The organism is Actinoallomurus bryophytorum (assembly GCF_006716425.1).
Taxonomy (GTDB): Bacteria; Actinomycetota; Actinomycetes; order Streptosporangiales; family Streptosporangiaceae; genus Actinoallomurus; species Actinoallomurus bryophytorum.
Genome location: NZ_VFOZ01000001.1, coordinates 1828076 through 1853879 on the forward strand (window position 1 = coordinate 1828076; position 25804 = coordinate 1853879).

Below are 25804 nucleotides of genomic sequence, written 5' to 3' on the forward strand. Positions count from 1 at the left end.
ACTGAGATTTCGACCATATTCTCACCGATCACCGTGCAGGTGACATTCGAACGCGTAAGCATCTGACCTCAGGCCGTGGCAGAATTACGTTCGCTGTCGATAGCCGGGAGGGAATCCGGTGCACTTGTCCGAAGTACGCCGTGCCCTTCCCCGGGTGGCGTCGGCAGTGCTGGTCAGCGTCGCGGTGGGCGTGCTCTCGGTCCCCGCCGCCCAGTCCGCCTCGCCCGCCCGGCCGTCCCAGCCGGCGGCGCGTACGGCGCCGACCGACCTCTACCGCGGCCAGCAGTGGACCCTCGACGCCCTCCACATCCCGCGGGCGTGGAAGTACTCCCGCGGCAACGGCGTGACCGTGGCCGTCCTGGACACTGGTGTCGACGGTCACCAGGCCGACCTGAGCGGACGCGTCATCGACGGCCCCGACTTCACCGGCCACACGCGCAAGCCCGGCGGCAAGTACTGGGGCCGGCACGGCACCGAGATGGCGAGCCTGGTCGCGGGCCACGGACACGGGACGGGCGCCGCCGCGGGCGTCATGGGCGTCGCGCCCGACGCCAAGATCCTCTCGATCCGGGTGACCTGGGAGCTGAACGACCCGCTACGGGGCGACCACGACCAGGTCGACCGCGCGCGCGACGCGGTCGCGAAGGGCATCCGGTACGCCGCCGACCACGGCGCGCAGGTCATCAGCATGTCGCTCGGCGGCGGCAACCTCTTCTACAACGGCAACAGCGCCGAAGAAGCCGCGATCAAGTACGCGATCGGCAAAGGCTCCGTGCTCATCGCGTCGGCCGGCAACGACGGCAACGGCGCCAACCGGCGCAACTACCCGGCGGCCTATCCCGGAGTGATCGCGGTCGGCGCCGTGGACCGCGAGTTCAAGGCCGCCAAGTTCACCAACCGGCACACCTACATCTCGGTCGCGGCGCCCGGGGTCGAGATCGTGAGCGCCGACGCCGCGGGTCACGGGTACATCCTCGGAACCGGCACGAGCTCGTCCGCCGCCTTCGTGGCGGGCATGAGCGCTCTCGTCAAGGCCCGCTACCCGAACCTCACTCCGCCGGAGGTCAAGCAGGCCCTGGAGGAGGGGGCGACGCATCGGCCGCCCGACGGCCGCAGCAACGAGATCGGCACGGGGGTCGTCGACGCGTACGGCGCCCTGCGGATGGCCGCGCACATCAACAAGGCCGAGCACGGCGGCACGTCCGTCGAACGGCCGCAGTCGAGCTCCCGGCCCACCGCCTCCCCCGCCGAGCACGGCCCTGACCTCATGCTCATCGCCGTCCTGAGCGGTGGCGGCACGCTGATCCTGCTCAGCCTGATACTCGGGTGGCGGCAGCGGCGGCGGCGCCCCAGCGATGACGACGAGGAGGGCACGCCCGAGCCGGACTCCTCACCACCGGTGCCCGCGAACTCCGCCGAGGTGGCGCCATGGGAGCGCCGGCCGGCCGCCGCCGCGCCACGCCGGCCGTCGTCGGCAGGGTCGCCCTCGGGTCTGTCACCGTGGGAGCGCAGGCCGCCGGAGGCCTCCGAACCACCCCCGGCCGACGTGTCGCCGTGGGGCCAGGACCCGTCCGACTCCCCCTGGGAGACCAGGCCCGAGGCGCCGGCCCCCGTGGACTCCTGGGAGCACCCCCCGGCCGACTCGCAGTTCCGGGACCGGCCTCCGGCCGAGCCGCCCTCCTGGGACCAGGCTCCGGCCGAGACCCCGTCCTGGGACCAGGCTCCGGCCGAATCCATGTCCTGGGACGATCCCTCCCCCGACGCCCCCTCCTGGGAGCTCCCCGCACCCTCGCCGTCCGCGCCCGGCGCCTGGGACGGCCGCCCGGCCGAGCCGGCTCGTGAGTCCTACGATCCGGAGGAGCCGTTCTCGTCGCTGGAGCCGTACGAGCCGCCCGCCCGTACTCCCACGGACGGCAACGGCTCCAACGGGCACCACCCGCCCGCGCGCCAGGACTACCGCGTCGCGGGCGGCCAGGAGCCCGACCCGCTGAGCGACGGCCCCATCGACTCCTCCGACATCGGCACTCCGCTGGCGGACGAGAGCTGGGACAGCATCCGCCGCGGCTTCGACCGGCTGAAGGACTCGAGCAACTGGGAGTCGCTGGCAAAGGGTGACCTGGACGACGTCCGCGGCCTCCCCGAGCAGGACGCGTTCGACGAGACGGCCGCCATGCCGATCGTCGACCCGGACGAGGAGAAGAAAGAGGACTGACCCCGGTGGTCGTGTGTTGGGGTTAGCCCCACCTTCACCCGGCATGCCAGCCACATGGGACGGGGGTCGAGGCTCCCGTAGCGTTCTTCTCAAGCCGACCTTGAGGAGTCATCCGTGAACAGCCGCAGTGTGGCGATCGCCGCCGTCATCGCCCTGACCGCGTCGGGCTGCGGCGTGGGCGTGCACTTCGCCGACTACCGGCACAGCACCACGCCCGCCGACACGCACGTCACCGGAACGGTGAACCGTCTCCAGGTTGACGCGGGTGACGGCCACGTGGTCGTACGGGCCGGTAGCGGCGACGGCGTGACGGTCCACCGCGTCGTGCACTACCAGAGCGGCACGCCGCACCCCACGGAGCGGCTGGCCGACGGCACGCTGACCTTCAGCAGGGGCTGCTCCCGGTGCCGTGTCGACTACGACCTGACCGTGCCCGCCGCGGTGAGCGTACGTGCAGGTACCGACAGCGGCCGCATCGACATCGAGGGCGTGGCGGCGGTCGACGCGGGCAGCGATTCGGGCTCACAGACGGTGCGGCACATCGCCGGCAGTGTCACCGCTCACTCCGACTCCGGATCGCTCACGATCCAGGACGTCGGCGGTGCGCTGGAGACCAGCAGCGACTCCGGCTCGCTCCGGGCCACCGAACTCCGCTCGCCCACGGCGAAGACCTCCACCGATTCTGGCGGCATACGGATGGTGTTCACGTCTCCGCCGCAGAACGTACGGGCGAACAGCGACTCGGGCTCGGTGCGTATCGGGCTGCGCGGCGGCCGGTACCGGGTCGACATCGGATCCGACTCGGGCGGTAAGCACGTCACCGTGCCCACCGCCTCGGACGCGCCCTCCCGTGTCTACGTACGCACCGACTCCGGAGGCATCAACATCTTCCCCGGCTAAAGCCCCCCTAGCTGCCGGAAGAACGCCCGTACGTCGGTGACGAGCAGGTCGGGTTGCTCCATCGCGGCGAAGTGGCCGCCCCGGTCGAACTCCGTCCACCGCACGATCGTGTTGGTCCGCTCCGCGATGTGCCGCAGCGGGATGAAGTTCTCCTGCGGGAAGGCGGCCAGGGCGGTCGGCGCGGCCGACGGTTCGTCCGGCGTCCCCCAGTAGTCCGCGTGCGCCCGTTCGTAGTAGATCCGCGCGGACGACCCGGCGGTCCCGGTCAGCCAGTAGAGCATCACGTTGGTCAGCAGCTGGTCGCGGTCGACGGCGTCCTCGGGCCGGTCGCGCGAGTCCGTCCACTCCTTGAACTTCTCCGCGATCCAGGCAAGCTGCCCGACCGGGGAGTCGGTCAGCGCGTAGGCGAGGGTCTGCGGGCGGGTGGACTGGATGTCGGCATAGCCCTGCCGGTCGCGGGCGAAGCGCCTGCCGCGCTCCCAGGAGGCGAGGGCGCGTTCGCGCTCGGCGGGGCTCAGCGCGGCGAGTTCGCCGGCGTCCGGTTCGGAGGTCGCCCCCGCGCCGGGGATGAGGTTGAGGTGCACGCCGATCACCTGGTCGGTGCGGGTACGGCCGATCTCGCGGGAGATGGCGGCCCCCCAGTCACCCCCCTGCGCGCCGTACCGCCGGTAACCGAGGCGCCGCATCAGCTCCCCGAACGCCGCGGCGACCCGGCGGAACTCCCACCCGGTCTCCCGCGTGGGCCCGGAGAACCCGAACCCGGGGATGCTCGGGATCACGAGATGGAACGCGTCGCGCGGGTCCCCGCCATGCGCCCGTGGGTCGGACAGCGGACCGGCGACCTGGGCGAACTCGGCGATCGAGCCCGGCCAGCCGTGCGTGATGACGAGTGGAGTCGCGTCCGGCTCCGGCGACCGGAGGTGGGCGAAGTGGATGTTCGCCCCGTCGATGGTGGTCGTGAACTGCGGCCACGCGTTGAGCCGCGCCTCGGCCGCGCGCCAGTCGTACCGATGCCGCCAGTAGTCGACGAGCTCGCGCAGGTAGCCGAGCGGGATCCCGTACTCCCACCCCACACCGGGCAGCTCGTCCGGCCACCGCACGCGGTCGAGCCGCTCGTTCAGATCGTCCAGCTGATCCTGCGCGATGTCGATCCGGAACGGACGGACGCTTTCATCGGTCATGGTGACGCATGTTATGGCGGTGGAGCCGCAGGTGGCCGCCGGTCAGGGCACCGAGGCGCCGCGGCCCCGATCGCGATCGCGATCGCCCACCGTGACCGTCCGCGCCACGACGTACGCGTCTCCGGTCTGCCGCACTGAGCCGTTTCTTTGGCTGAAAGTACGAACCGTGGCGCCCGGACCGTACTTTCGGCCGGTGCCGGCCGGATTCGGAGTCCCCATTCTGGGGGCCATGTCACCTTTCTTCCGAAGAGCACGGTCCGGTGCCGCCCTCCCCCGGCGGGTCGTCGCCGTCATGTCCGGGCTGTGTGCCGCCTTCCTGCCCCTGACCGCCTCGGTCGCCTCGGTCGCGTCGCCGGTTCCGGCGCTGCACTGGATTTCCTGCGACGACGGCTTTCAGTGCGCGACGGCCCAGGTGCCGCTCGACCACCGGCGCCCGCACGGCGCGATGATCGACATCGCCGTGATGCGGCATCCGGCGACCGACACCGCGCACCGGATCGGCTCACTGTTCGTCAACGGCGGCGGTCCCAGTGAACAACTCCTCCCCCTTCGCGCGGAGTACGGGAGGATCCCCGCCGCGTGGCGGGCGCGGTACGACATCGTCGGGTTCGACCCGCGCGGTTTCGGCTCCAGCACGGCGATCCGCTGTTTCCCGACCATGGACGCCGAGAGCAAATTCCTGTCCGGTCTGCCCGCGGTTCCCGACACCGGGCCGCAGATCGCGGACTGGGACCGTACCTGGGCACGGTTCGACGCACGGTGCGCGAGCCGGGGCGGCGCTCTGCTCCGCCACGACAGCACGGCGGACGTGGCGCGCGACATGGACCTGCTCCGCCAGGCCACCGGCGACCCCGTCATGAACTACGTGGGGTTGTCCTATGGCACCGGCCTCGGCGCCACGTACGCCAACCTGTTCCCCGGCAGGGTCGGGCGCATGATCCTGGACGGCAACCTGGACCCGGTCGCCTGGACCCACGGCGACGGTCGGCTGCCCGCCTTCCTGCGCATGGGCGCCGACAAGGCGTCCGCGGCCACCCTCGACGCCCTCCTGGACCTGTGCGGTAAGGCGTCCACCACGGCGTGCGCGTTCTCCGCCGGGACCCCGGCCGCGACGCACGCCAAGTTCGAGACGTTGCTGAGCCGTCTGCGCGCGCATCCGGTCCCGATCGGCACCCCGCCGGACACACTGTCCTGCGACGACCTCTGCGCCGTCTTCAGCCTGCCGCTGGCCGACGTCGGCGCTTGGAAGGCCGGAACCGACCAGCTACAGCAACTGTGGACCGCCTCGGCGACCGGCCACCCCGTCACCGCCCCGGCCCGGTCCTCGCTGACCGCGCCGCAGGCCCCGTCCTCGCTCGCCGCGCCGCAGGCCCCGTACGCCGGCCAGGAACAGACCCTCGCGGTGCTGTGCTCCGACAGCGCGAACCCGCGCGACCCGCGCGCGTACACCGCCGCCGCCCGGCTGGCCTCCGCCCGATCCGGCCTCATCGGCCTGTCGTGGGTCTGGCCCTCGGAGGCGTGCGCGAAATGGCCGACCGGCCGGGACGGCTACACCGGTCCGTGGAACCGCCGCACCGCGGGCCCCATCCTCCTGGTCGGCATCACCGGCGACCCCGCCACCTCGTACGCGAACTCGGTCGCCATGTCCCGGGCCCTGGCCCGCGCACGCCTGCTGACCGTGCACGGGTACGGCCATACCGAACTCTCCAACCCCAGTGCCTGCGCCGGCGACTACGAGGACCGCTACCTGCTGACCGGCGCCCTCCCGCCGCCCGGAACCGTCTGTGAGCAGGACACGATTCCGTTCTCCTGACACTTACGAAGCCTTTCAGGAATGCGCCGGTGGAATGCCGAACGGCTTGACAGCACGCGTCAGGAGAAGAGGGGACGATTTGTAACAACTTGGTGTAGCCCCGGAGACAGGGCCGTACCGCCACACAGAGACTGGGGTGCCCGCGTAACCCCCCGCGTGCCCCCTAGGAGGATCACCCGTGGCCGTCACGAACGACGCCGACGTCATTCCGCCACAGCCCGACCTGACCCCGGACGACCTGGTCCGACGTGCTCGGGAGTTGCGCCCCCTGCTGGTCGAGTCGCAGGCCGACACCGAGGAACGCACCTACTACTCGCCGGAGATCCATCAGGCATTAGAGACGGCAGGCCTCTATCGGATCTACGTCCCCCGGCTGTACGGCGGCTGTGAGTCCGACGTTTCGACGTTCGTCCGCGTACTGATCGAACTGGCCCGGGGCTGCGTGTCCAGCGCCTGGTGTTACGGCCTCGCCGCGGCGCACGCCCTGCAGGTCGCCACGTCCTTCAGCGAGCGTGCGCAGGCCGAGGTCTTCGGCAGCGGGCAGGAGTTCCGGGCGGCCTCGGTCGCCGCGCCTAGCGTCATCGCCAGGCGCGAGGAGGGCGGCTGGCGGCTCGAGGGCAAGGTCGGCTACTGCTCCGGGATCCCGTACTCGACACACTTCCTCGGCCAGGCGATCCCCGAGGGAGTCGCTCCGGAGGACGCGGACACCGAGATGCTGCTGTTCCTCATCCCACGCGACGGCTGGACCATGCTCGACGACTGGGGCGACCAGCTGGGCCTGCGCGGCAGCGGGTCGCACAGCATCGTCCTCAACGACACACATGTGCCCGACCACCGTGTCCTCGAACGCACCAACATGATCGACATCGACGTCAGCGCCGGGACCCCGGGCCTGCGCCTGCACGGAAACCCGTTGTACGCGGGCCGGAACGCCGGGGTCTTCTCCATGACCCTCGCCGCGATCACGGTCGGCGCGGGCTACAACGCGCTGGACGAGTACGAGCAGCTGACGCGCACCCGGCCCACGTCCCTGCCGCCGCTCGTGCCACGGAGCACCGACCCCGACTACCTGCGCTGGCTCGGCACCGCGAAGGTCCAGCTGGCGACGGCGGAGGCGGCGCTGCTGCAGTGCGCGCGGATGCACCGGGAGCTGTGCGAGAACGCCGCGTCGGGTGGCGGCCGGTACACCTTCGAGGACGACCAGCACATCGGGGCCATCGCCCGCGAGGTCATCGTCCAGGCATGGGAGAGCGCCGAACGCAACATCTTCCGCAGCGCCGGCGCGAGGGCGATGGTGAAAGGCGCCCGGATGGAGCGGATCTACCGCGACATGTCGATGATCGCCGTCCATCGCAACACCGGCTTCCGCGACCCGGTGCACCGGCTGCTCGGCATGATGCATCTCGCCGACGGCTGACCGGCGTTCGCGATCGGCGAGGCCGCCTCAGCCGGGCACCGGTCCCAGAGTCCGGCCGTACCAGTCGGCCGGGTCGGTATCGCGTACGTGCCGGGTGAGCACCCACCGCTGGCCCTGGGGATCGGCGACGACCGCCTGAAGGACACCCCAGGGCCGGCCGGCCGGCTCGTCGAGAATCGAACCTCCGGCGCTCGTCGCGCGCTCGCACGCCGCGGCGACGTCGTCGACGTAGACCTGGGTCAGGCTCGAGGTGTCACCGAGCGGACCGCCGCGTCGGCCCAGCAGGATGATGAAGCCGTCCCGCTCGACCTCGATGTGCCCCACCCAGCCGTCCGGCAGGGCCGCACGGACCACCTCGCGAAAGCCGAGGACCTCCGTCAGCCAGCCGCTGACGGCCGTCAGGTCGTCGTAGAGCACGCACGGCACCACTGCCGGATAGCCGCGTTCGGGGTCGTACATGGGGTGGCTCCCTCCGGCCTGATCGGGTCTTGGCGAAACCGTAGATCCGGGTACCGGGCAGGGTCTTGAAGAAAGTTGACCGGCCCGCCTCGGCCGCTCAGGGCGCCGCGCGCCGCACCGCGGCCGGCGTCGTGGCCGCGAAGCGGGCGAAGTCCCGCGTCAGGTGCGACTGATCGGCATAACCGCACACGGCCGCGACCTGCGCCGGGGCCGGCTCCCCGCGGGCCAGCAGCCGCGCGGCGCGCTCGAAGCGCAAGACGCGTGCCGCCGTCTTCGGCGCCGTCCCGACCTGGTCGCGGAACCGGGCCAGCAGGTGCCGGTGAGTACACCCGGCGCCGGTGACCAGGTCGGCGACCCGTACCGCTCCGCCGGCACGGCGCATCGTCCGCCACGCCCAGGCGACCTCGGGCGAGGGCACCGGGCCGGCCGCCATCCTGGCGGCGAGCAGGCGATCGAGCAGGGCGAAGCGCTCACCCCACCCTGGAGCCTCCGAGAGGCGCCCCGCCCAGCGTTCGGCGTCGGCGCCCAGCAGGTCGGACAGCTCGACCGTCCGGTTGGCCAGCTCGTGCATGGGCGGACCGAACAGCGCGTACGCACCGAGCGGGTCGAGCCGGATCTGCATGCCGAACTGGTGACCGTCGTGCGCGATCCGCGTCGGCCGGTCGTTCATCCCGGCGAAGAACGAGGTGTACGCCTGCGGCTCACCGACCCCGGCTTCGGGTTGCGCGCGGGACTCGGCTCCGAAGCCGACGATCAGGATGAGCTCACCCGCCGGGGCCTCCCACCGGTCGGCCGGGGTGGGCGACTCCTCCCGGTAACCGGTGTAGGCACGGACCCGGCCGCGGACGGCCGGACCGGGAACGCCGTCGGCCCATTCACGGAGTCCGCCGGCGCTCTCGCCACGCCGTGGGCCGACACGCACGACCCCGATGCTACGGGCCGGTCGTCCACCCCACCCTGGGGCTCACGGATGGCGTACGGTCGACGCGAAATGCGTGGAAGGTACGACTCATGCAGGGGGTGCGGTGTTACGGCCATTGCTCTGCCTCGCGGTGCTCGCCGGTTCCGTCGGGACGGCGGCTTGCCGGTCCGACGCGGACCCGCCCCGCACCGCCGGAACCCCGTCCACGTCAGCATCGTCCGGCTCGCCCGTCGCCACCCCGTCGCGGTCGCCGGCCTGCCCGTCCGCCCGTGAGTTCATCAAGGCGATGGACGCCCGGGGCTGGCCGCACTACAAGGTGACGAGGCGCATCGTGTGCGACGGCGGCTGGGCGACCACGACCGTGGAGGTGACCACGGTGGTCGCGGACCCGGCTCGCGCGGTGGCCCGGCTCGTGGGCGGCCGGTGGCACGCGGTCATCTTCGGCACGGACGGCCTGTGCGAGGCACCCGGCATGCGTCCGGCACCGGCCGGCATCAGGAAGGCCCTCGGTCCCTACTGCTGATGCGGCCTGGGCGGTGTGCCCACGAAAATAGAACGCGTTCTTGTCGAGAGCCGCCGAGGCGAGCATGCTGGGGCCCATGGACCTGATCGCGCTCGAGGAGATCCGGCAGACGAAGTATCGCTACCTGCGCTGCGTGGACCTCAAACTCTGGGACGAGTTCGCCGGCACCCTGACCGAGGACGCCGTCGCGGTGTACGGCACGCGGGTGTTCGGCGATCCGCTGCGCCTTGAGGGGCGCGACGCCATCGTCGAGTACATGCGCGCCAACCTGGGCCCGGCGGTGATCACGACGCACTTCGCCGGTCACCCCGAGATCGAGGTCGACGGCGACCAGGCCAAGGGCAGCTGGTGCTTCGACGACACCGTCATCGCCATGGACTACCGCCTGCTGATCCGGGGATCCGCCTTTTACCAGGACACCTACCGGCGCGACGCCGACGGTCGATGGCGGATCAGCAGCACGGGCTACGAGCGGACGTATGAGTTCACGGTGTCCCTCGACGACATGCCCAGCCTGAAGTTCACCGCGAACCGCTGGGCGACGCCCGCCGCGCCCTGACCGGCGCCGCGCCGCCGAGCTCCGCGGTGACGGCGTCGGCGGCCGCGACCAGCGCGGTGCCGCGCCTGGCGATCTCGGCGCCGGTGACGGAGCCGCCGACGTACAGAGTCAGCACCAGCTCCTGCCGGCCGTCGGCGTCGTACGCCGGTGCCGCGATGAGGTTGACCGGGTGTTTCTTCCTGGGGTTGAGCTCGGCGCCGAGGTAGACGCGCTCACCCAGGCTGGACACCATCTCGCCCACCAGCGCGCGTACCTCCGGCGGCAGTTCGTACGTGGCGACACCGGCCATCAGCGTGTGCAGCCGCATGCCGGCCGGCGTGAGGCTCTCCACGAGATACCCCGACGCGCGGCACTGCTCGACGACGGCGCGCAGATGCTCGCGGTCCATCCGCACCGGCAGCATCGGCTCCTTGGCCAGCCACCGGTCGAACGCCTCGTCGGGCCCCCACAGCACGTACATCAGGCCGGACGGCGGCGCGAAGGGGTAGCGCTCGCCCACCCTGACCGGCGTCGCGCCCGACGGGCCGACCGCGTCGAGGAGCATGATCTCCTCGCCCACCACGCCCGACGCGACGCACGTGGAGCCGTACCGCTCGGCCAGCGGCGCCAGGTGCCGGCGCGCGACGTCGCCGGCGACGAAGCTCTGCTGCGCGACCCGCCCCGCCGCGACGAGGGCGGGACCGAGGCCGTACGTCAGCGTCCGCGGGTCGCGCACCAGATAGCCGGCCGCGGTCAGCCCGGTGACGATGCCGAGGCAGGTGGGCTTGCTGATGCCGAGCTCGCGGGCCAGGGCCGACAGCCCGATGCGGCGGCCTCGGGCCGCGACGAAGTGATCCAGGACGGCGATCACGCGCTCGGTCGGGGGCGAGTGCCGGGCCACGGCCATTGACCACTCCTTAGAACACGTTCTAGTCTCGTCGCGGAAGCAAGCTACCACTTCGGTACATATTTGTACCGCCCAGAGGGAGCCCCGGTGGCCACTCAGTCATTCGCCCAGGCGATCGCCGAGGCCGAGCAGATCATCCGTACGGCGCCGCACGTACAGACCGAGCAGGACCTCGCCGAGGGCCTGGAGTACCTCGCCGGCAGCATCAAGGCGTCGCTGCACATGGCCTGGGCCTACGACCGCGACTTCCCGTTCTTCGCCGCGTCGACGGGGCCGTACTCCAAGCTCGGTCTCGACAACCCCGACACCCTCTACTTCAGCGCCAGCATCCGCGACGACGCCGAGTACGTCGTCACCGGGCGCCGTGGCACCACGGCCGACCTGAGCTTCCAGATTCTCAATGGCGACTACACGCCGGCGCGGTCTCCCGACAGCCTGGCGGCGTTCGACGACCGCGACATCGAGATCGCCGCGGACGGGACGTACGAGCTGCGCTTCGGCCCCGCGCGGCCGGACGCGGGACCGAACCACTTCACGCTCGGCCAGGGCTCGGCGATGCTGCTGGCGCGCGAGGTCTTCAGCGACTGGGAGAACGAGCGGCCCGGCGAGATCCGCATCCACCGCGCCGACACGCTCGGGTCCGCTCCTGCGCCGGCGACGCCGGAGACGACGGCCAAGCGGTACGACGTGGCCGGCCGGATGCTGCTCTCGCGGTTGCGGACGTTCCTCGCCTTCCCCGAGTGGCACTACCTGAAGCTGCCGGTCAACACGATGACCGAGCCGCGGCCCACCCCCGGCGGGCTGGCGACGCAGTACTCCTCGGTCGGCCACTACGACCTCGACGACGACCAGGTCATGGTGATCACGGTTCCGGCGGCCGCGCGGGAGGTCGCGCCGTACCAGGGCTTCCAGCTCGGGAGCATGTGGTACATCTCGCTGGACTACATCAACCACCAGACGAGCCTCAACGCCGACCAGGCGCGCGTGGACCCAGACGGGAAGATCCGCCTCGTCGTCGGCGAGCGCGATCCCGGGCTGGCCAACTGGATCGAGCGCACCGGCCATCGCCGCGGCTACCTCCAGTTCCGCTGGCAGCGGCTCACGCGCGAGCTGAAACCGGACGACGGTCCCACGGTGGAAGTGATGGCGTCCGACGAGCTGCCGCGGCTCCCCTACTACGAACGGCAGCGGGTGAGCCCGCAGGAGTGGGCCGCCCGGATCGCCGCGCGCCAGACCGCCGTCGCCCGAAGGATGCTGGGCTGATGCTGCTCGAGAACCAGGTCGTCGTCATCTCCGGAGTCGGGCCGGGCCTGGGCCGTGGCCTGGCATTACAGTGCGCCAGGGCCGGCGCCGACGTCGTGCTGGCCGCGCGCAACGCCCTGCGGCTGGCCGAGGTGGCCAAGGAGGTCGCCCAGCTCGGCCGCCGCGCGGTGCCGGTGGAGGCCGACATCACCGACGACGCGGCCTGCCAGCGGATGGTCGACACCGCGCTGGAGTCCTTCGGCCGGGTCGACGGCCTGGTCCACAACGCCTTCGCGATCCCGCCGCTGACCGACCTCGCCACGGTCGACCTGGAGGCCGTACGCGCCGCCTTCGAGACCAACGTGCTCGCGGCGCTGCACCTCACCCGGCTCTTCACTCCGGCGCTCGTCGAGCAGAGTGGCTCGATCGTCATGATCAATTCGGCCGTGCTGCGGCACTCACGGCGCACCTTCGGCGCGTACAAGATGTCCAAGGCCGCCCTGCTCGCCCTCGCGCAGAGCCTGTCGACCGAGCTCGGTCCGCAGGGCGTACGGGTCAACACGGTCGCGCCCGGATACATCTGGGCGGACAACCTGAAGTGGTACTTCGACTATCTCGCGAAGAAACGCGGCGTCTCGGCGCAGGAGGTCTACGACGAGAACGCCGTCACTCTCGATCTGCGCAAGCTCCCCGAACCCGACGAGGTCGCCGACGCAGTGGTGTTCATGCTCTCCCCTCTCGCGCGGGCGGTCACCGGACAGTGCCTCGACGTCAACGGCGGCGAGTGGCACCACTGAACCGGCACCACTGAACAGGCACCACAGGGCAGCGCGCCGCATCGACCCCGGAGGACCGACCCCGATGGCCACTGGACGCGACAACGTCGGCACGGTCGAGGACCTGCACGCCTCGGCCAGCAAGATCACCGGTCTGACCGGCTTCGGCGACGACCCGTATCTCGACGGCCTGTCCGTGCTCCTGGAGTCCTATGCCGGAGAGGCCGCGCTCACCCCGCTGGGCAACAAGGCGACACGCGCACTCCTGCGCGGCGCCCTCGTCGCGCGGCTGCTGTCGGAGGACGCGTGGAGGCGGAATCCCTCCTACGCCGACGTACGCATCGAACGACCGATCTTCGTCACCGGCCTGCCCCGTACGGGAACGACCGCGCTGCACCGTCTGCTGACGGCCGACCCGGCCAACCAGGGCCTGGAGGTCTGGCTGGCCGAGGCGCCACAGCCCCGGCCACCGCGCTCCAGCTGGGCGGAGAACCCGATGTTCCAGGCGATCCAGTCCGGCTACGAACGCCACCACGTCGAACACCCGGAGTTCATGGGCGTGCACTACATGTCGGCCGACATGGTCGAGGAGTGCTGGCAACTGCTGCGCCAGTCGATGCGGTCGATCTCCTTCGAGTGCCTCGCGCACCTGCCGACGTACTCCACCTGGCTGTCCACGCAGGACTGGACGCCGGCGTACCGGCGATACCGGCGCAACCTGCAGCTGATCGGCCTCCCCGACGCCTCTCGGCGCTGGGTGCTGAAGAACCCGAGCCACCTGTTCGCCCTCGACGCGCTGATGGCCGTCTACCCGGACGCGCTGGTCATCCAGACCCACCGCTCCCCGCGGACCGCGATGGCCTCGATGTGCAGCCTCGCCGCCCACGCGTCCGCGGGCTGGTCGGACGAGTTCACCGGCGCGGTGATCGGGCGTGACCAGCTGGAGCTGTGGAGCCGCGGCCTCGACCTCTTTCGCGCCGAACGCGCCAAGCACGACCCGGCGCAGTTCCTCGACGTGGACTACGACGACTTCGTACGCGACCCCCTCGGTACAGTCGAGGCGGCCTATGCCCATTTCGCCCTGCCGCTCAGCGACACGGCACGTACGGCCATGGCACGCCTGCACACCGAGAGCCACGCGGGCGCGGGCCGACCGGCGCATCGCTACACGCTGTCCGATTTCGGCTTGACGCCCGAGGAGATCGACGAGCACTTCGCCTCGTGATTTCGCCCGGCCAGGCCGCGGTTCGAACCGCCTCAATTCCGCCTCCTGCCCGCCTTGACGGCACGGATTCTGGGCTAAGCCGTTATAGAGGGAAGTTTCGCGTTCGCTACGATGAGCGCCTTTGCCCCGCTAAAGTTCTTGCCGGTACGCGGGGGGCTGCCGATAAGCCGGAGGATACGTGCGCCTATCCGTGGTCATCACGAGTTTCGCCCTGCTTGCGGTCACCGCCACCGCGTCGGGGTGCGGAACGTCGAAGGCGGAGGATACGAAGGCCGCGGACGCGCCGCGAGCGACGCCCACGCCGCACAAGGTCGTCGTGATGGTCGATCACAAGAAGCGCACCGAGACCATGACCACGGCCGGCACCGTACGTGAGGTCCTCACTCAGGTGGGTCTCCAGCTCGGCCCGCACGACCTGGTGACCCCGCCCGCCGAGGCCGCCCCCACCACGACCATCAAGGTCCTCCGGCTGCTGTCCGACCCGGTGACCAAGGTCCTGAAGATTCCGCCGCCCATCGTGCGGAAGAAGAGCACAAAGGTCGCCGCCTGGAGCCAGAAGGTGACGCGGAGCGGCCGCTCCGGCCTCCGGCAGGTGCAGATCGCCTACGTCCGGCGGCACGGCAAGAAGGTCAAGGCCATCATCGCGCAGAAGATCAAGCGCAAGCCGGTGTCGCGGATCCTCGCGATCGGACCGCAGCCGACAGGCGCCGGCGCTGCCGCTCGACTCAACTGGAGCGCGGTGGCGAAGTGCGAGTCCGGCGGCAACCCCCACGCGGTCAACCCCGCGGGCTACTACGGGCTGTACCAGTTCAACCGGCAGTCGTGGGCGACGGTCGGCGGGTCCGGTCTCCCGAGCGACGCCTCGGCGGCGGAGCAGACGTACCGCGCCCAGCTTCTGTACAACAGGGTGAACGGCAACTGGCAGGGCCAGTGGCCGAACTGCGGCCGCTACCTCTGAGGCTCTGTTTCCTGGATCGCCCCACCGGCACTCTTCAGCGTGAGCCGGACGAGCGTTGTTCGGTGCTGCGCCGTGCCGTGACGAGAGCCGCGACCGTGCCGGCGCGGATCGGGCGCCCGAGTCGTTCGTAGATGGCCTCGTTCTCCCGCGCGAGCGCTCGGCGTTGGGCCTCGGAAAGCCGGGCGTAGAACGACAGCGTACGAAGGAGAGCATTGACCTCGTCAGGAGTGTGCTCGAGGAGCTTTGGCATGACCGCCGCCTGAGCGTCGTCGAACAGGCGCCCCGCATGGTCCTGCGCTATGTCGTAGCTGCCGAGCCACGCCCATACCTCTGAGACGTTGCCACGGCGCTGCTCCATCCCGGCGAGCGTGGCGTCGAGATCCCGGTAGGCCGGCCAATTGGCGGCGATGTCCGGGGCGACCTTTCTTATGGCGGCGAGCGATGCCTCCTGATCTCCCCTGCTGCGCGGCTCCTCGATTCCGCAGTACTGCACGAGGGCGAGCGTTCCACCGGGAGCGAGGACGTCGGCGGCCTTCTGCCAACTGATCTCCGGGTCGATCCAGTGAAACGCCGACGCGGAGAACACTGCCTGAAAATGCTCGCGGGGAAGCACGGCATCCTCGAACCGCGCGTTCACGAACTCCACCTCTCCGGCACCTTCCAGGTTCTGCCTGGCCAGTGCGATGAGGCTCTTGCCGGGTTCGATCGCGGTGACGTGCAGACCCCGGGCGACCAGGCCGCGCGTCAGCTGGCCGGTCCCACACCCGACCTCGAGCACATGATCGCCGCTCCCGATCCCCGCGACCCGACAGGCCTGGTCGATGAGCTCGTCGGGATACGCCGGGCGGTGGCGGTCGTACTCAGCCGCGACCTCGTCGAAGACCTTGCCATAACGCCGTGCGGCGGGTCCTGGCAGCCGTGTCATTCATTCGCCTCCGTTGCGTGCTCGTGGATGCTACCCGTGGCGGTCACCAGGTGAGGCGCATCTCGGCCCGGAGGCCTTCGGAGCACGGCAGGTCAGCGGATTGTCAAACCAGTTTTTTGCCAAGACTGGTTTGTTATGGAAACCTACTCGCCATGACAGACGAATCGATCCCCTCCGCGGACATGGCTCAACAGGTGCTCGCGGCCACCGACCAGCTCACCAGGCGCGTGCGCCAGGCGCAGCGCGGCACCTGGTTCCCGCTCGCGCTGCTCGGCCTGGTGGTCGTCGCGGCGGCACCCTTCTACCGCTTGGGACGGCACACCGTCACGTGCGATCCGGTCCTGGGCGCACGCGGAGGCGTGGAGATCATCGACAGGGGCGCCTGCATCCAGGTCGTCGGCTGGCCCTCCGGCGTCTACTGGATCCTCGCCCTCGTCCTGGCCTACGCGGCGATCGCCGCCTTCTACGTGTCCCGGGCCCGGAGTCGCGGAGTCGGCTCCCGCGTCCTGCCCTACGTCGGTTCGGGGATCGCCGCCGGGCTGGTGTTCGGCGTCGCGTCCGCGTGGACTCCGCAGCTCAAGCTGGGCGGCCTCTCTCCGGCGGGTCCGGTCGCCATCGGCCTGATACCGCTGGTGGCCATCAGCCTCGCCCTGTTCGTGCTGGCCCGGGTGGAACGCAGCTGGGCCGTACTGGCCTTCGCCGTCGGCTATCTGGCGGTCGCACTCCTGGCGTACGGCATCAGAACCGGTCCCGCGTGGGGCCTGCCGGTGACCTGGGGCTTCCTTCCGAGCCTCCTGTTCGCCGGTGGTGTGCTGCTCCTCGGCGGCGCGGGCTTCGGCCTGGCCGAACGGCGCCGGGCATGACCCATCCGGCGAACGGGCTCGACGACGTCGTTCACCAGCGTGTACGGCTGGGCATCCTGACCATCGCCCAAGAGGCCGTGCGCGTGGAGTTCGGATTCCTGCGGGCCACGTTGGACCTGACCGCGGGCAACCTCTCACAGCATCTGACCGTGCTCGAGAAGGCGGGCCTGGTGGAAATCGAGAAGGGGTACGCGGGCAAGCGCGGCCGTACGTGGATCCACCTGACCGCGGACGGCAGGAAGGCCCTGGACGACGAGATCGCCCAGCTGAAACGGCTCATCCGCCGGGTCGAGACCACGGCCGCCCGCCCTGCCACTCCCCCCGAAGAAGCACCGCACCCGGGGTGATGCCCGTACCACCACTGACGGCCACCCATCCCGCCCGCCGATCGGACCCCCTGTCCTCCGCGCGGGCGAGGTGGAGGGCCGTTACGCCGGCCCGCGGGCTGGCATCCGGTGCAGCGGACCACCATCCGCTGCGTGTCGGTGGACGGGCCAGTGACCCGGACCGCCCCAGATACCGGCGAACGTTCGCGGAAGAAGGCGGCGCGCAACATACCGCCGGGGGGGTCGCCGAATACAGGGGAGACGGCGACGATCACGCGTGTGATACTGCGGTATGGCAGACGGCCGCGTCCCCCTCGCGCCGGTCCCATCGGTGGGCGCGGTGTCGAGGCAGGTGCGGATCGGCTACGGGCTTGGATCGTTCTGTACCGGCACGTTCAGCACCGTGCCGGGCCTGCTGTTGCTCTTCTACCTGACCAATGTGCTCGACGTCAGCTCGGCGATCGCCGGGCCCGTCGTCTTCGTGCCCAAGGTCTGGGACCTGGTGGTCAATCCGGTCGTGGGCCGGCTCTCCGACGCGACTCGCTCTGAGCGCGGGCCGCGGCGGCCGTGGCTGCTGGCCGGCGCCCTCACCCTGCCGGTGTGCTTCGCGCTCATCTTCATCGGACCACCGCTGACCGGTGCGCCGGCCGGGCTCTTCGTCGGCGCCGCGTTCCTGCTCGCCTCGACGGCCTACGCCCTGTTCGAGGTCCCGTACAAGGCCATGCCGGCGGAGATGACCAACGACTACCACGAGCAGTCCAGCCTGCTGAGCTGGCGGATGGTGTTCGCCGGCGTGGCGATCCTCATCTCCGGCTCGGTCGCACCGGCGATCGCCGACAACGCCGCCGACGGTGTGGCGGGTTACCGGGTGATGGGGCTGGCCATGGCGGCCATCCTGCTGGCAGCGATGCTCGCGAGCTTCTTCGGCACCAGGCGAGCCCCGATGACCGAGCGTCAGCGCGCCGAGCCGACACTGCGCGCCCAGCTGGCGGTGCTCCGCACGAACCGCAGGTTCGGCTGGCTCCTTGCCCTCAGCTGCGCGCAGATGCTCGCGGCCGGCGTGATGCTCGCGGGCGCGCCGTACTTCGCGACGTACACGCTCGGCGACCCGCACGCCGTGACGCCGCTGTTCGTCTGCCTGGTCGGCCCCATCCTGGTCACCATGCCGCTGTGGATCCGCCTCTCGCGCCGGATCGACAAGCGCGGCGCGATGATCATCGCGTCACTGCTGTTCATGGTCGGGTCGGCCGGCCTCGTCGCGACCCCGTCCCTGGGCTCGGCGTACGCCTATGGGTGCGTCCTGGTCATCGGCGTCGGGTACGCGGGGCTCCAGCTGCTCCAGTACTCCATGCTGGCGGACACGATCATCGCCGACGCGGAGGCGTCGGGTGAGCGCCGCGCGGGAGTGTTCACCGGCGTGTGGACCGCGGCCGAGACGGTGGTGTTCGCGTTCGGCGCGCTCGTCCTGTCCGGTCTGCTGACGGCGGCCGGATTCGTGTCCTCCGACCTGGACCACCCGGTGGCGCAGTCGCAGCGCGCGCTGAACACCGTGCAATGGGGCGCTCCGATGATCGCGGCCGTGGTCATCGCCCTCTCGATCGTGGCGACCACGCGGTACGACCTCACATCCGAGACCGTGCGGCCCGAGCCAACGGGACGGCCCCGCCCCTCCACACAAAGCTGATCGCGGTGCCCAGGCGTCCCAGCGACGTCTGAGCCGTCGCGGCGGAGTTTTGTCCGATATCGGGCACCCGATTTCGACATATGTCTGATGACGAGCGCCTGCCTGATCCTTACCGTCTTCCTCGGGAGCGAACCACGCCCACAGCGAGGAGACGACATGGCGGACGACCCTCCAGGCGAGCCCCGGCACAGCACCCCGGACTCGGCCCCTGAGCCCGCGGCCGCCGGACCGCGGCCGCGCTGGACCACCCCCAGACTCGTCCTCGCAGGCGTGCTCGCCCTCGCGATCGTCGCCTTCTTCGTCCATGGGCTCACCGCGCCGAACCACGCGAGCGGCAACGATCGGGGCGAGGCCGCCGAGCGCGTGCACGACGACGCCGACGGCGGAAAGGAAGAAGGAGAAGAAGGCGACGACGAGGAAGAGGAAGAGGAGGAAGGCGGCCCCACGGCCCCGGCCGAGTACCTCACGCAGAAGTTCACCTCCGGTCACGACGTCAAGCCGGGCCAGGTCAAGAACGCCCGTACGCAGGCCAGGGCGCTGAAGCACGGCAGCGGGACGTGGGGGCAGGTCGGACCCACCAACGTCGGCGGCCGGGTCACCGACCTCGTCGTGGACCCGAATCATCCGAACACGTTCTACGTGGCGGTCTCGGGCGGTGGCATCTGGAGGAGCGTCGACGCCGGCAAGACCTTCACTCCCGCCTGGCCGGTGGACCAGACGCAGACGATGGGCGCCATCGCGCTCGGCTCGGACGGCACCCTGTGGGCCGGTACCGGTGAGGCGAACCCGTCCGGCGGAGGCCTGACGTTCTTCGGTGACGGCGTCTACAGGTCGGCCGATGGCGGCAGGCACTGGAAGCAGTGGGGCCTCACCGACAGCGGCGCCATCGGGAAGATCGTCGTCGACCCGGCGAACCCACGGCGTGTGTTCGTCGCGGCCGCCGGCAACCTGTCCGGTACGGCCGGTCAGCGTGGCATCTACCGGCTCGGCGCCAACGGCAAGAGCTGGAAACAGGTGCTCAAGACGCCGAACAACACGACGGGCGGCATCGACCTGGCGCTCGACCCGACCAACGGCAAGCGTGTCTATGCCGCGTTGTGGGACCACAAACGCAACAACGGCGCGCGGGTGTACGGCGGCGTCGGCTCCGGGCTCTTTCGCTCCGACGACGGCGGTGACCACTGGAAACGGCTGGAGAACGTCGTCGGAACCCACCCGGCCGACACCACGGGCACCGGTCTGAAGAGCGACGCGAGCCTCGGCCGGATCGGCATCGCGGTCGCGCCCGGCAATCCCCAGCGCGTGTATGTGGTCAGCGGCAGCCCGTACGGCCCGGACAAGGGCTTCTACGTCTCCAATGACGGCGGGGACACCTTCACGCCCGGCGGCCGGCCCGGCTCCTCGGGCGGCTACCAGTGGTGGTTCGGACGCATGTGGGTGGACCCGAAGGACGAAAACCACGTGTTCAGCGCGGACGTCAACCTGCGTGAGTCCAAGGACGGCGGCGCCACGTGGTCCGACTCCGGCGGCGTGCACTCCGACCAGCACGCGATGCAGTGGGATCCGAAGGTGGCGAACCGGATCTACCTCGGAAACGACGGAGGGATCTACCGCTCGGACCAGAACGGCGCGAGCGACTCATGGGTGCACGCGACGTACGCGCCGTGGAACCAGTCGTACCACCTCGCGGTGGCGGCGGACGACCCGAACCGGCTCGTCACGGGTCTGCAGGACAACGGCAGCGTCCGTACGTGGACCAACACCGCCGGGGCGTCGGACCTGTCGCAGTGGAACGCCTACGGCGGTGGCGACGGCCACAACGTCCTGATCGACCCGAGCGACCACGACATCTACTACGAGTGCTCGCAGGTCGGTGTCTGCACGCGGCACGAGGACGGCGACGGCACCTCGCGCAGCATCCGGTTCGGGCAGCGGCACTCCGCGCGGATCACGACGGACGCCCCGATCGTGCTCGACCCGAGCAACCCGTCGGTGCTCTACTTCGGCGGCAACGTCCTGGACCGCTCGACCGACCGCGGCGCGACGTTCACCCAGATCAGCCCGCCCGGTGACTACCTGACCGGCCCGGTGCCACCCGACGAGAACGACCAGGGACCGTTCTACGCCAACGAGTACGCGACGATCACCTCGATCGCACCGGCCAAGACGGACGGCGACACGATCTACGTCGGCACCGACACCGGCCGGATGTGGAAGACGACCGATCTCGGCGCGCACTGGACCGAGCTCACCGGCAAGGGCCTGCCGACCCGGTGGGTCAACGCGATCGTCGTCGACCCCGCCAACGCCGACCACGTGTACGTCGCCTACTCCGGCTACCGGGAGGGCGACACCGCGGCGAACGTGTGGGAGACCACGAACGGCGGCGGCAGCTGGCACAACATCAGCGGAAAACTGCCGAACGCCCCGGTCGAGATGCTCACCTACGACCAGGTGAGCCACCAGCTGTACGCGGCCACCGACTACGGGGTCTTCTACGACAGGAACGACAGGAAGAGCTGGAAACACGTCGGCAACGGCCTGCCCGACACCCCGGTGTTCGACATCAAGGTCACCGGGGACCATCGCACGATCTACGCGGCGACGTTCGGCCGCAGTGTATGGAAGATCCCGGTGCCGAACGGCTGACCGCGGCGCGCGTCTCCGAACGTAGTCGTCGGGCCTTCAGGTTCGACGACTACGTTCGGGGCCTGGTCCTCTGACTGGCTAGTCGAGCGCTTTGAGCAGTTCCCGTGCCAGGGGCTCGGCGGAGGCGGGGTTCTGCCCGGTGTACAGGTTGCGGTCCACGATCGTGTACGGCTTCCAGATCTCGCCGCGCGTGAAGTCGACGCCCAGGTCGACCAGCTCGTCCTCGAGCAGCCATCGGGCCTTGGGAGCCAATCCGATGGCGTTCTCCTCGTCGTTCGTGAAGGCCGTGACCTGGTAGCCGGCGAAAGGTGAGACTCCCTTCCGCCGGGTGGCCAGCATCGCGGCCGGCGCATGGCACACGATGGCCAGGGGCCTGCCCGAGGTGAGGGCCGCGGTCAGCAGCCGGCCCGCGTCGGCGTCGCTCCACATGTCCTCCATGGGGCCGTGGCCCCCAGGGAGGTAGACGGCGTCGAAGTCCTCCATGCGGACGTCCGCCAACTCGATCGGCCGCCGCAGTTCCTCGGCGGACCGCAGGATCTCCTCCTCCTGGTACGCGATCTGCTCGCTACCGGCCATGGAGGGACGCAGGCTCATGACGTCCACGTACGGCACCACGCCACCTGGGGTGGCCACCACGATCTCGTGGCCTGCCCCGGTGAGCACGCTGTACGGGGCCGTGAACTCCTCGGCCCAATATCCGGTCGGGTGCCTGGTGCCGTCCTTGAGCGTCCAGTAACTCGCGCCGGTCATCACAAAAAGGATTTTGGCCATGGGGTCGGCCCCCTGTCCTGCGCGGTAGGTACAGCCGGGAACGCGCTACTCGTCACTCTACGTGCTACCCATATCCACGCTACGAGACCTGCGCCCAGGACCCCGGAACGCGCCGGGCACGGGTTTGCGCCACCTGGTCCACCCGTGTCTCGCCGTCGCCGCGAAATTCGGTCGACGCCCTTTGCCCGAAGTTCTAATCTCCGGGGATCGGCGGACCGGGGAATGGAGTGTGGTGTTGCCGCGGAAGACGCCGCAGGAGAAGAAGCGGCTCAGCTATGCCAAGGACCGGCGTGGAAGCTGCGGCTTCAGTTTCAAGCCCGCGCGCAGTTGGGTCCCTGCCAGGAAGCGGCAGCCGAATCGAGCGAACCGGCGTCGCGCGAACCAGGACCTGCGCGCTGCCACGGGCCGGCGGGACGCCGAGGCGGCGTACGCGGCCGAAGAGCGCCTCATGTCCCGTCGGCCGAAGTCCTGGGCCAAACTGCCTGAGATGCCGCTCGGGAAGAGCGTTGAGAGAATTCTCGAGCACCGGGCCGGGCGAGACGAGGGCGACGTGGCCGACAGAGAGCGGCTCGACCGGGTGCGACGGCGACTGCGTGGCCCGCGGTGGGCCCCTGCGGATCGCGATGTCCCGTTCCCGTACTGACGCCTGAGCACCCTGAAGGACAGCTCCGCCGGATAGGTCACGAATTCGCATTCCTCGTGCCGAACACCGCCTTCGCATCAAACCCGCTTCAGTCGTGATCGCGGCTTGGCCGGGATGAGAAGCCGGTCGAGAATCAAGGGATGAGCGCAGCCAAAGCAGGCGCACCCTCTCGTGGCCGTCTTCCGGCTTCGCGTGAAGGCTCGCGTCGGCTGTACGCCGCGCTGCGGCGACCGGCGGAGGGCCCTGTCGAGCGTCCGGCCCGGCTGCGCGACCGGTACGACGCGATCCCACCGTGGGTGAAGGAGCTCGTTCTGTGCCTCGCCGCCGCTGCGGCGACCGTGTACCGGATCGGCACGGGGGCACCGTCGCCCGGTGACCGGACTCCCGACGTGTGGGCGTACGGCATCGGGCTGGCGATGGCGGCGACGATGGTGGTGCGACGACGATGGCCCGCGGTCACGCTCGCGGTCACCGGCCTGCTGTGGACGATCTACCACGTCGACGACTATCCGGGCGGGGCACCCGCCGTTCCGTTGTGGATCGCGCTGTACTCGGCGGCGGTCGCGCCGCGGCGGTGGCTCGCGCTTCCCATCGCCGGATGGGTGATCGTCTCTGACGTGCTGGGCCGGACCGAGCACGGCCGGGCGGGCGTGTTCGACGCGGTGCTGGACGGATCGACCGTGGTGTTCGTCGCCATGCTGCTCCTGGGCGACGCCGTGCGGAGCCGTCGCGGCCGGCGGGACGAGTACGAGGCACGGCTCGCGTCGCTCGCGGCCCAGCGTGACCACGCCGCCGCCCAGCGCGTCGCCGAGGAACGGATCCGGATCGCCCGCGACCTGCACGACGTGTCCGCGCACACCCTCGCCGTGATCAGCCTGCACGCCGGCTTGGCCGCGGAGTTGCTCACCGAGGACCCGGCGGAGGCGAGCGAAGCGCTGACCGTCGTACGCCGGGCGACCCGTGACGCGTTGGGCGAGTTGCGCGCGGCCGTCGGCGTGTTGCGGGACGGCGTCGCCGCCCCGTACCCGGAAGAGCCCGCGACCCTCGGCGTCCGCCACCTCGGCGAGCTGGCGCGGGCGTACGGCGAGCATGGTCCGCGTATTGAGATCCACGTCGAGGGCGAGCCGCAGGAACTGCCCAGCCTCGTGGACGTGACGGCGTACCGGATCGTGCAGGAGGCGCTGGCGAACGCCGTACGCCACGCCGATCCCGGTCTGGTGGAGATCGTCGTTCGGTACGGTGCCGGGGGCCTTGCCGTCGAGGTTCGCGACGACGGCGGTACGCCCTCAGTCGTCCGGTCAGACGCGGACCTCGGGCAGGCGGGCCTCGGGCTTCGCGGAATGGCCGAACGAGTGGCCGCGCTCGACGGCCGGCTGACCGCCGGAGCCTACGAACGCCCCGGCACGGGAGAGCGTGGTTTCCGGGTACACGTCTGGCTGCCACTTGGGGGGAGCACATGAGCATCCGCGTCCTGCTGGCCGATGACCAGACACTCGTACGGGCCGGAATCCGAAAGCTTCTCGAACGCGCGGATGACATCGAGGTCGTCGGCGAGGCGGCCGACGGCGACGAGGCGATCTCGCTGGCCCGCGCCCACCGTCCCGACGTCGTACTGATGGACGTGCGGATGCCGGGGACCGACGGCCTGGCCGCCACGTGGGCGATCCTCTCCGACGAGGGGCTCGCCGATACGAAGGTCGTGGTGCTGACGACGTTCGATCTCGACCAGTACGTGTTCACGGCGCTGCACGCGGGCGCGAGCGGCTTCCTGCTGAAGGACCTCGATCCCGACGAGCTGCGCCAGGCGGTGCGCACGGTGGTCGCCGGGGACGCGCTCCTCGCGCCGCGCGTCACCCGCAGGTTGATCTCGACGTTCGTGGGCCGCGCCGGCCGGCCGCCGGTCTCCCCGGAACGGCTGGAGGCGCTGACCGACCGGGAGCGCGAGGTCGTACCACTGGTGGCGGAGGGCCTGACGAACGAGGAGATCGGCGACTGCCTGGGGATGCGCCCGCTGACCGCCAAGACACACGTCAACCGCGCGATGACGAAGCTCGGCGCGCGCGACCGGGCGCAGCTCGTCGTGCTTGCCTACCAGTGGGGGCTCGCGGGGTTGCCCCCAGGATGACGGCCCGCTACTGCGGATGAAGTGGGTGGTCCGCGACCCTCGGGCGATGTGGTCGGCCGCGGCGATTTCTACCGTCGTGAGCATGCAAACTTCCACGAGGGTCATTGCGGGCATTTGTCTCATCGCCGCTCCGGCGGTCCAAGCGCTGTCCACCTTTTTCTGGAACGACCACCGCCAGGGCATCACCACGGGCGCGCTGATCGTCATCGCCACCGTCTGCTGGATCGTCGGCGTGGCCGCGGTCTTCCGCCTGATCGAGCCGCGTGTCCCGCGCTTCGCGGCGATCGGCCTGCCGGTGGCGGTCTACGGCTGCGTCGGCGGCACGGCCTTCGGCGTGCAGGGCATGAACGAGGAGCTCTTCAACGTCTCCCACGCCGAGGCCGTACGGCTCCTGGACGAACATCAGCTGGCCGCGATGGTCGGGTTCTGGATCTCGGGCCCGCTTTTCCCCACCAGCATGTTCGTCCTGGGCCTCGTCCTCGCCCGGATCAGAGCGGTGCCCGTCGCGACCGGCCTGCTGATCTCCGCGGGCGCGATCGCGTTCCCACTCAGCCGCATCCCGCGCGAGGTGGTGATCGCACACCTTGCCGATCTGGTCCTCCTCATCGCCTTCGCCCACCTCGGCGTCCTGCTCGCCACCGGGAAGATGCGCCTGCCCTTGCGGGACCGCCCGGGGACGCCAACGCCGGCCCAGGCTCCGGGCGGTCAACACGAGGGATATCAGTCGGCGTAGCCGGAGCCGATG

General features: G+C 70.5%; 23 protein-coding genes. 17 read left to right on the forward strand and 6 right to left on the reverse strand.

What is annotated here, in order from left to right:
* Nucleotides 1–118: 118 nt before the first annotated feature.
* Entirely contained in the window at nucleotides 119–2212 is a 2094-nt protein-coding gene (locus tag FB559_RS08610; protein ID WP_141955105.1) for a S8 family serine peptidase, read from the forward strand.
* A 114-nt stretch (nucleotides 2213–2326) separates the two neighbouring features.
* On the forward strand, nucleotides 2327–3112 hold the full coding sequence (locus FB559_RS08615) for a DUF4097 family beta strand repeat-containing protein (protein ID WP_141955106.1): 786 nt from the start codon (nucleotides 2327–2329) through the stop codon (nucleotides 3110–3112).
* Here FB559_RS08615 and FB559_RS08620 read toward each other — a convergent pair.
* Nucleotides 3109–4293: an epoxide hydrolase family protein gene (locus FB559_RS08620; protein ID WP_141955107.1), complete on the reverse strand. Its 1185-nt coding sequence runs from the start codon at nucleotides 4291–4293 to the stop codon at nucleotides 3109–3111. The genes FB559_RS08615 and FB559_RS08620 overlap by 4 nt on opposite strands.
* A gap of 229 nt (nucleotides 4294–4522) precedes the next feature.
* On the opposite strand from FB559_RS08620, the gene FB559_RS08625 reads away from it, so the two are divergent.
* Both FB559_RS08625 and FB559_RS08630 read left to right on the forward strand, forming a co-directional pair.
* Entirely contained in the window at nucleotides 4523–6106 is a 1584-nt protein-coding gene (locus tag FB559_RS08625) for an alpha/beta hydrolase (RefSeq protein ID WP_185792100.1), read from the forward strand.
* Nucleotides 6107–6284: 178 nt separating this feature from the next.
* Nucleotides 6285–7523, forward strand: coding sequence for an acyl-CoA dehydrogenase family protein (locus FB559_RS08630; RefSeq protein ID WP_141955109.1), 1239 nt, complete (start codon nucleotides 6285–6287; stop codon nucleotides 7521–7523).
* 27 nt (nucleotides 7524–7550) lie between these two features.
* On the opposite strand, the gene FB559_RS08635 is transcribed toward FB559_RS08630, so the two are convergent.
* Complete coding sequence (locus tag FB559_RS08635) at nucleotides 7551–7982, reverse strand: VOC family protein (RefSeq protein ID WP_141955110.1); 432 nt, start codon at nucleotides 7980–7982, stop codon at nucleotides 7551–7553.
* Nucleotides 7983–8079: 97 nt separating this feature from the next.
* Nucleotides 8080–8904 (reverse strand): helix-turn-helix domain-containing protein, encoded by an 825-nt coding sequence (locus FB559_RS08640; RefSeq protein ID WP_141955111.1) that lies wholly within the window; start codon nucleotides 8902–8904, stop codon nucleotides 8080–8082.
* Between the two features lie 103 nt (nucleotides 8905–9007).
* Here FB559_RS08640 and FB559_RS08645 point away from each other — a divergent pair, with 103 nt between their 5' ends.
* Both FB559_RS08645 and FB559_RS08650 read left to right on the forward strand, forming a co-directional pair.
* A complete protein-coding gene (locus FB559_RS08645; RefSeq protein WP_141955112.1) occupies nucleotides 9008–9427 on the forward strand; it encodes a hypothetical protein in 420 nt (139 codons plus the stop codon).
* Nucleotides 9428–9503: 76 nt separating this feature from the next.
* Nucleotides 9504–9986 (forward strand): nuclear transport factor 2 family protein, encoded by a 483-nt coding sequence (locus FB559_RS08650; protein ID WP_141955113.1) that lies wholly within the window; start codon nucleotides 9504–9506, stop codon nucleotides 9984–9986.
* Here FB559_RS08650 and FB559_RS08655 read toward each other — a convergent pair.
* Nucleotides 9949–10872, reverse strand: a complete 924-nt coding sequence (locus FB559_RS08655) for an IclR family transcriptional regulator (RefSeq protein ID WP_141955114.1) — start codon at nucleotides 10870–10872, stop codon at nucleotides 9949–9951. The genes FB559_RS08650 and FB559_RS08655 overlap by 38 nt on opposite strands.
* Before the next feature lie 87 nt (nucleotides 10873–10959).
* Between FB559_RS08655 and FB559_RS08660 the strand changes: the two genes are divergently transcribed.
* From FB559_RS08660 to FB559_RS08675, 4 genes are all read left to right on the forward strand, one after another.
* The gene (locus FB559_RS08660; protein WP_141955115.1) at nucleotides 10960–12135 is read left to right on the forward strand and encodes a hypothetical protein; all 1176 of its coding nucleotides are present in this window, start codon (nucleotides 10960–10962) and stop codon (nucleotides 12133–12135) included.
* Nucleotides 12135–12911: an SDR family oxidoreductase gene (locus tag FB559_RS08665; RefSeq protein ID WP_141955116.1), complete on the forward strand. Its 777-nt coding sequence runs from the start codon at nucleotides 12135–12137 to the stop codon at nucleotides 12909–12911. Before FB559_RS08660 ends, FB559_RS08665 begins: the two co-directional genes overlap by 1 nt.
* Before the next feature lie 64 nt (nucleotides 12912–12975).
* Nucleotides 12976–14115: a sulfotransferase family protein gene (locus tag FB559_RS08670; protein ID WP_141955117.1), complete on the forward strand. Its 1140-nt coding sequence runs from the start codon at nucleotides 12976–12978 to the stop codon at nucleotides 14113–14115.
* A 190-nt stretch (nucleotides 14116–14305) separates the two neighbouring features.
* Nucleotides 14306–15073, forward strand: a complete 768-nt coding sequence (locus FB559_RS08675) for a resuscitation-promoting factor (protein ID WP_185792101.1) — start codon at nucleotides 14306–14308, stop codon at nucleotides 15071–15073.
* Between the two features lie 34 nt (nucleotides 15074–15107).
* On the opposite strand, the gene FB559_RS08680 is transcribed toward FB559_RS08675, so the two are convergent.
* Entirely contained in the window at nucleotides 15108–15998 is an 891-nt protein-coding gene (locus tag FB559_RS08680; protein WP_141955118.1) for a class I SAM-dependent methyltransferase, read from the reverse strand.
* Nucleotides 15999–16150: 152 nt separating this feature from the next.
* On the opposite strand from FB559_RS08680, the gene FB559_RS08685 reads away from it, so the two are divergent.
* The 4 genes from FB559_RS08685 to FB559_RS08700 all read left to right on the forward strand — a co-directional run bounded on the left by FB559_RS08685 (nucleotide 16151) and on the right by FB559_RS08700 (nucleotide 21520).
* Nucleotides 16151–16861, forward strand: coding sequence for a cytochrome d ubiquinol oxidase subunit II (locus tag FB559_RS08685; RefSeq protein WP_141955119.1), 711 nt, complete (start codon nucleotides 16151–16153; stop codon nucleotides 16859–16861).
* Nucleotides 16858–17208 (forward strand): transcriptional regulator, encoded by a 351-nt coding sequence (locus FB559_RS08690; protein ID WP_141955120.1) that lies wholly within the window; start codon nucleotides 16858–16860, stop codon nucleotides 17206–17208. The genes FB559_RS08685 and FB559_RS08690 overlap by 4 nt, the downstream gene beginning before the upstream one ends.
* 271 nt (nucleotides 17209–17479) lie before the next feature.
* Complete coding sequence (locus tag FB559_RS08695) at nucleotides 17480–18871, forward strand: MFS transporter (RefSeq protein ID WP_141955121.1); 1392 nt, start codon at nucleotides 17480–17482, stop codon at nucleotides 18869–18871.
* 156 nt (nucleotides 18872–19027) lie between these two features.
* Nucleotides 19028–21520, forward strand: coding sequence for a WD40/YVTN/BNR-like repeat-containing protein (locus FB559_RS08700; RefSeq protein ID WP_141955122.1), 2493 nt, complete (start codon nucleotides 19028–19030; stop codon nucleotides 21518–21520).
* A gap of 78 nt (nucleotides 21521–21598) precedes the next feature.
* On the opposite strand, the gene FB559_RS08705 is transcribed toward FB559_RS08700, so the two are convergent.
* The gene (locus FB559_RS08705) at nucleotides 21599–22291 is read right to left on the reverse strand and encodes a type 1 glutamine amidotransferase domain-containing protein (RefSeq protein WP_141955123.1); all 693 of its coding nucleotides are present in this window, start codon (nucleotides 22289–22291) and stop codon (nucleotides 21599–21601) included.
* A 783-nt stretch (nucleotides 22292–23074) separates the two neighbouring features.
* On the opposite strand from FB559_RS08705, the gene FB559_RS08710 reads away from it, so the two are divergent.
* From FB559_RS08710 to FB559_RS08720, 3 genes are all read left to right on the forward strand, one after another.
* The gene (locus FB559_RS08710; RefSeq protein ID WP_141955124.1) at nucleotides 23075–24394 is read left to right on the forward strand and encodes a sensor histidine kinase; all 1320 of its coding nucleotides are present in this window, start codon (nucleotides 23075–23077) and stop codon (nucleotides 24392–24394) included.
* The gene (locus FB559_RS08715) at nucleotides 24391–25059 is read left to right on the forward strand and encodes a response regulator transcription factor (protein ID WP_141955125.1); all 669 of its coding nucleotides are present in this window, start codon (nucleotides 24391–24393) and stop codon (nucleotides 25057–25059) included. The genes FB559_RS08710 and FB559_RS08715 overlap by 4 nt, the downstream gene beginning before the upstream one ends.
* A gap of 82 nt (nucleotides 25060–25141) precedes the next feature.
* Nucleotides 25142–25792, forward strand: coding sequence for a hypothetical protein (locus FB559_RS08720; protein ID WP_141955126.1), 651 nt, complete (start codon nucleotides 25142–25144; stop codon nucleotides 25790–25792).
* The last annotated feature ends 12 nt before the right edge of the window (nucleotides 25793–25804 follow it).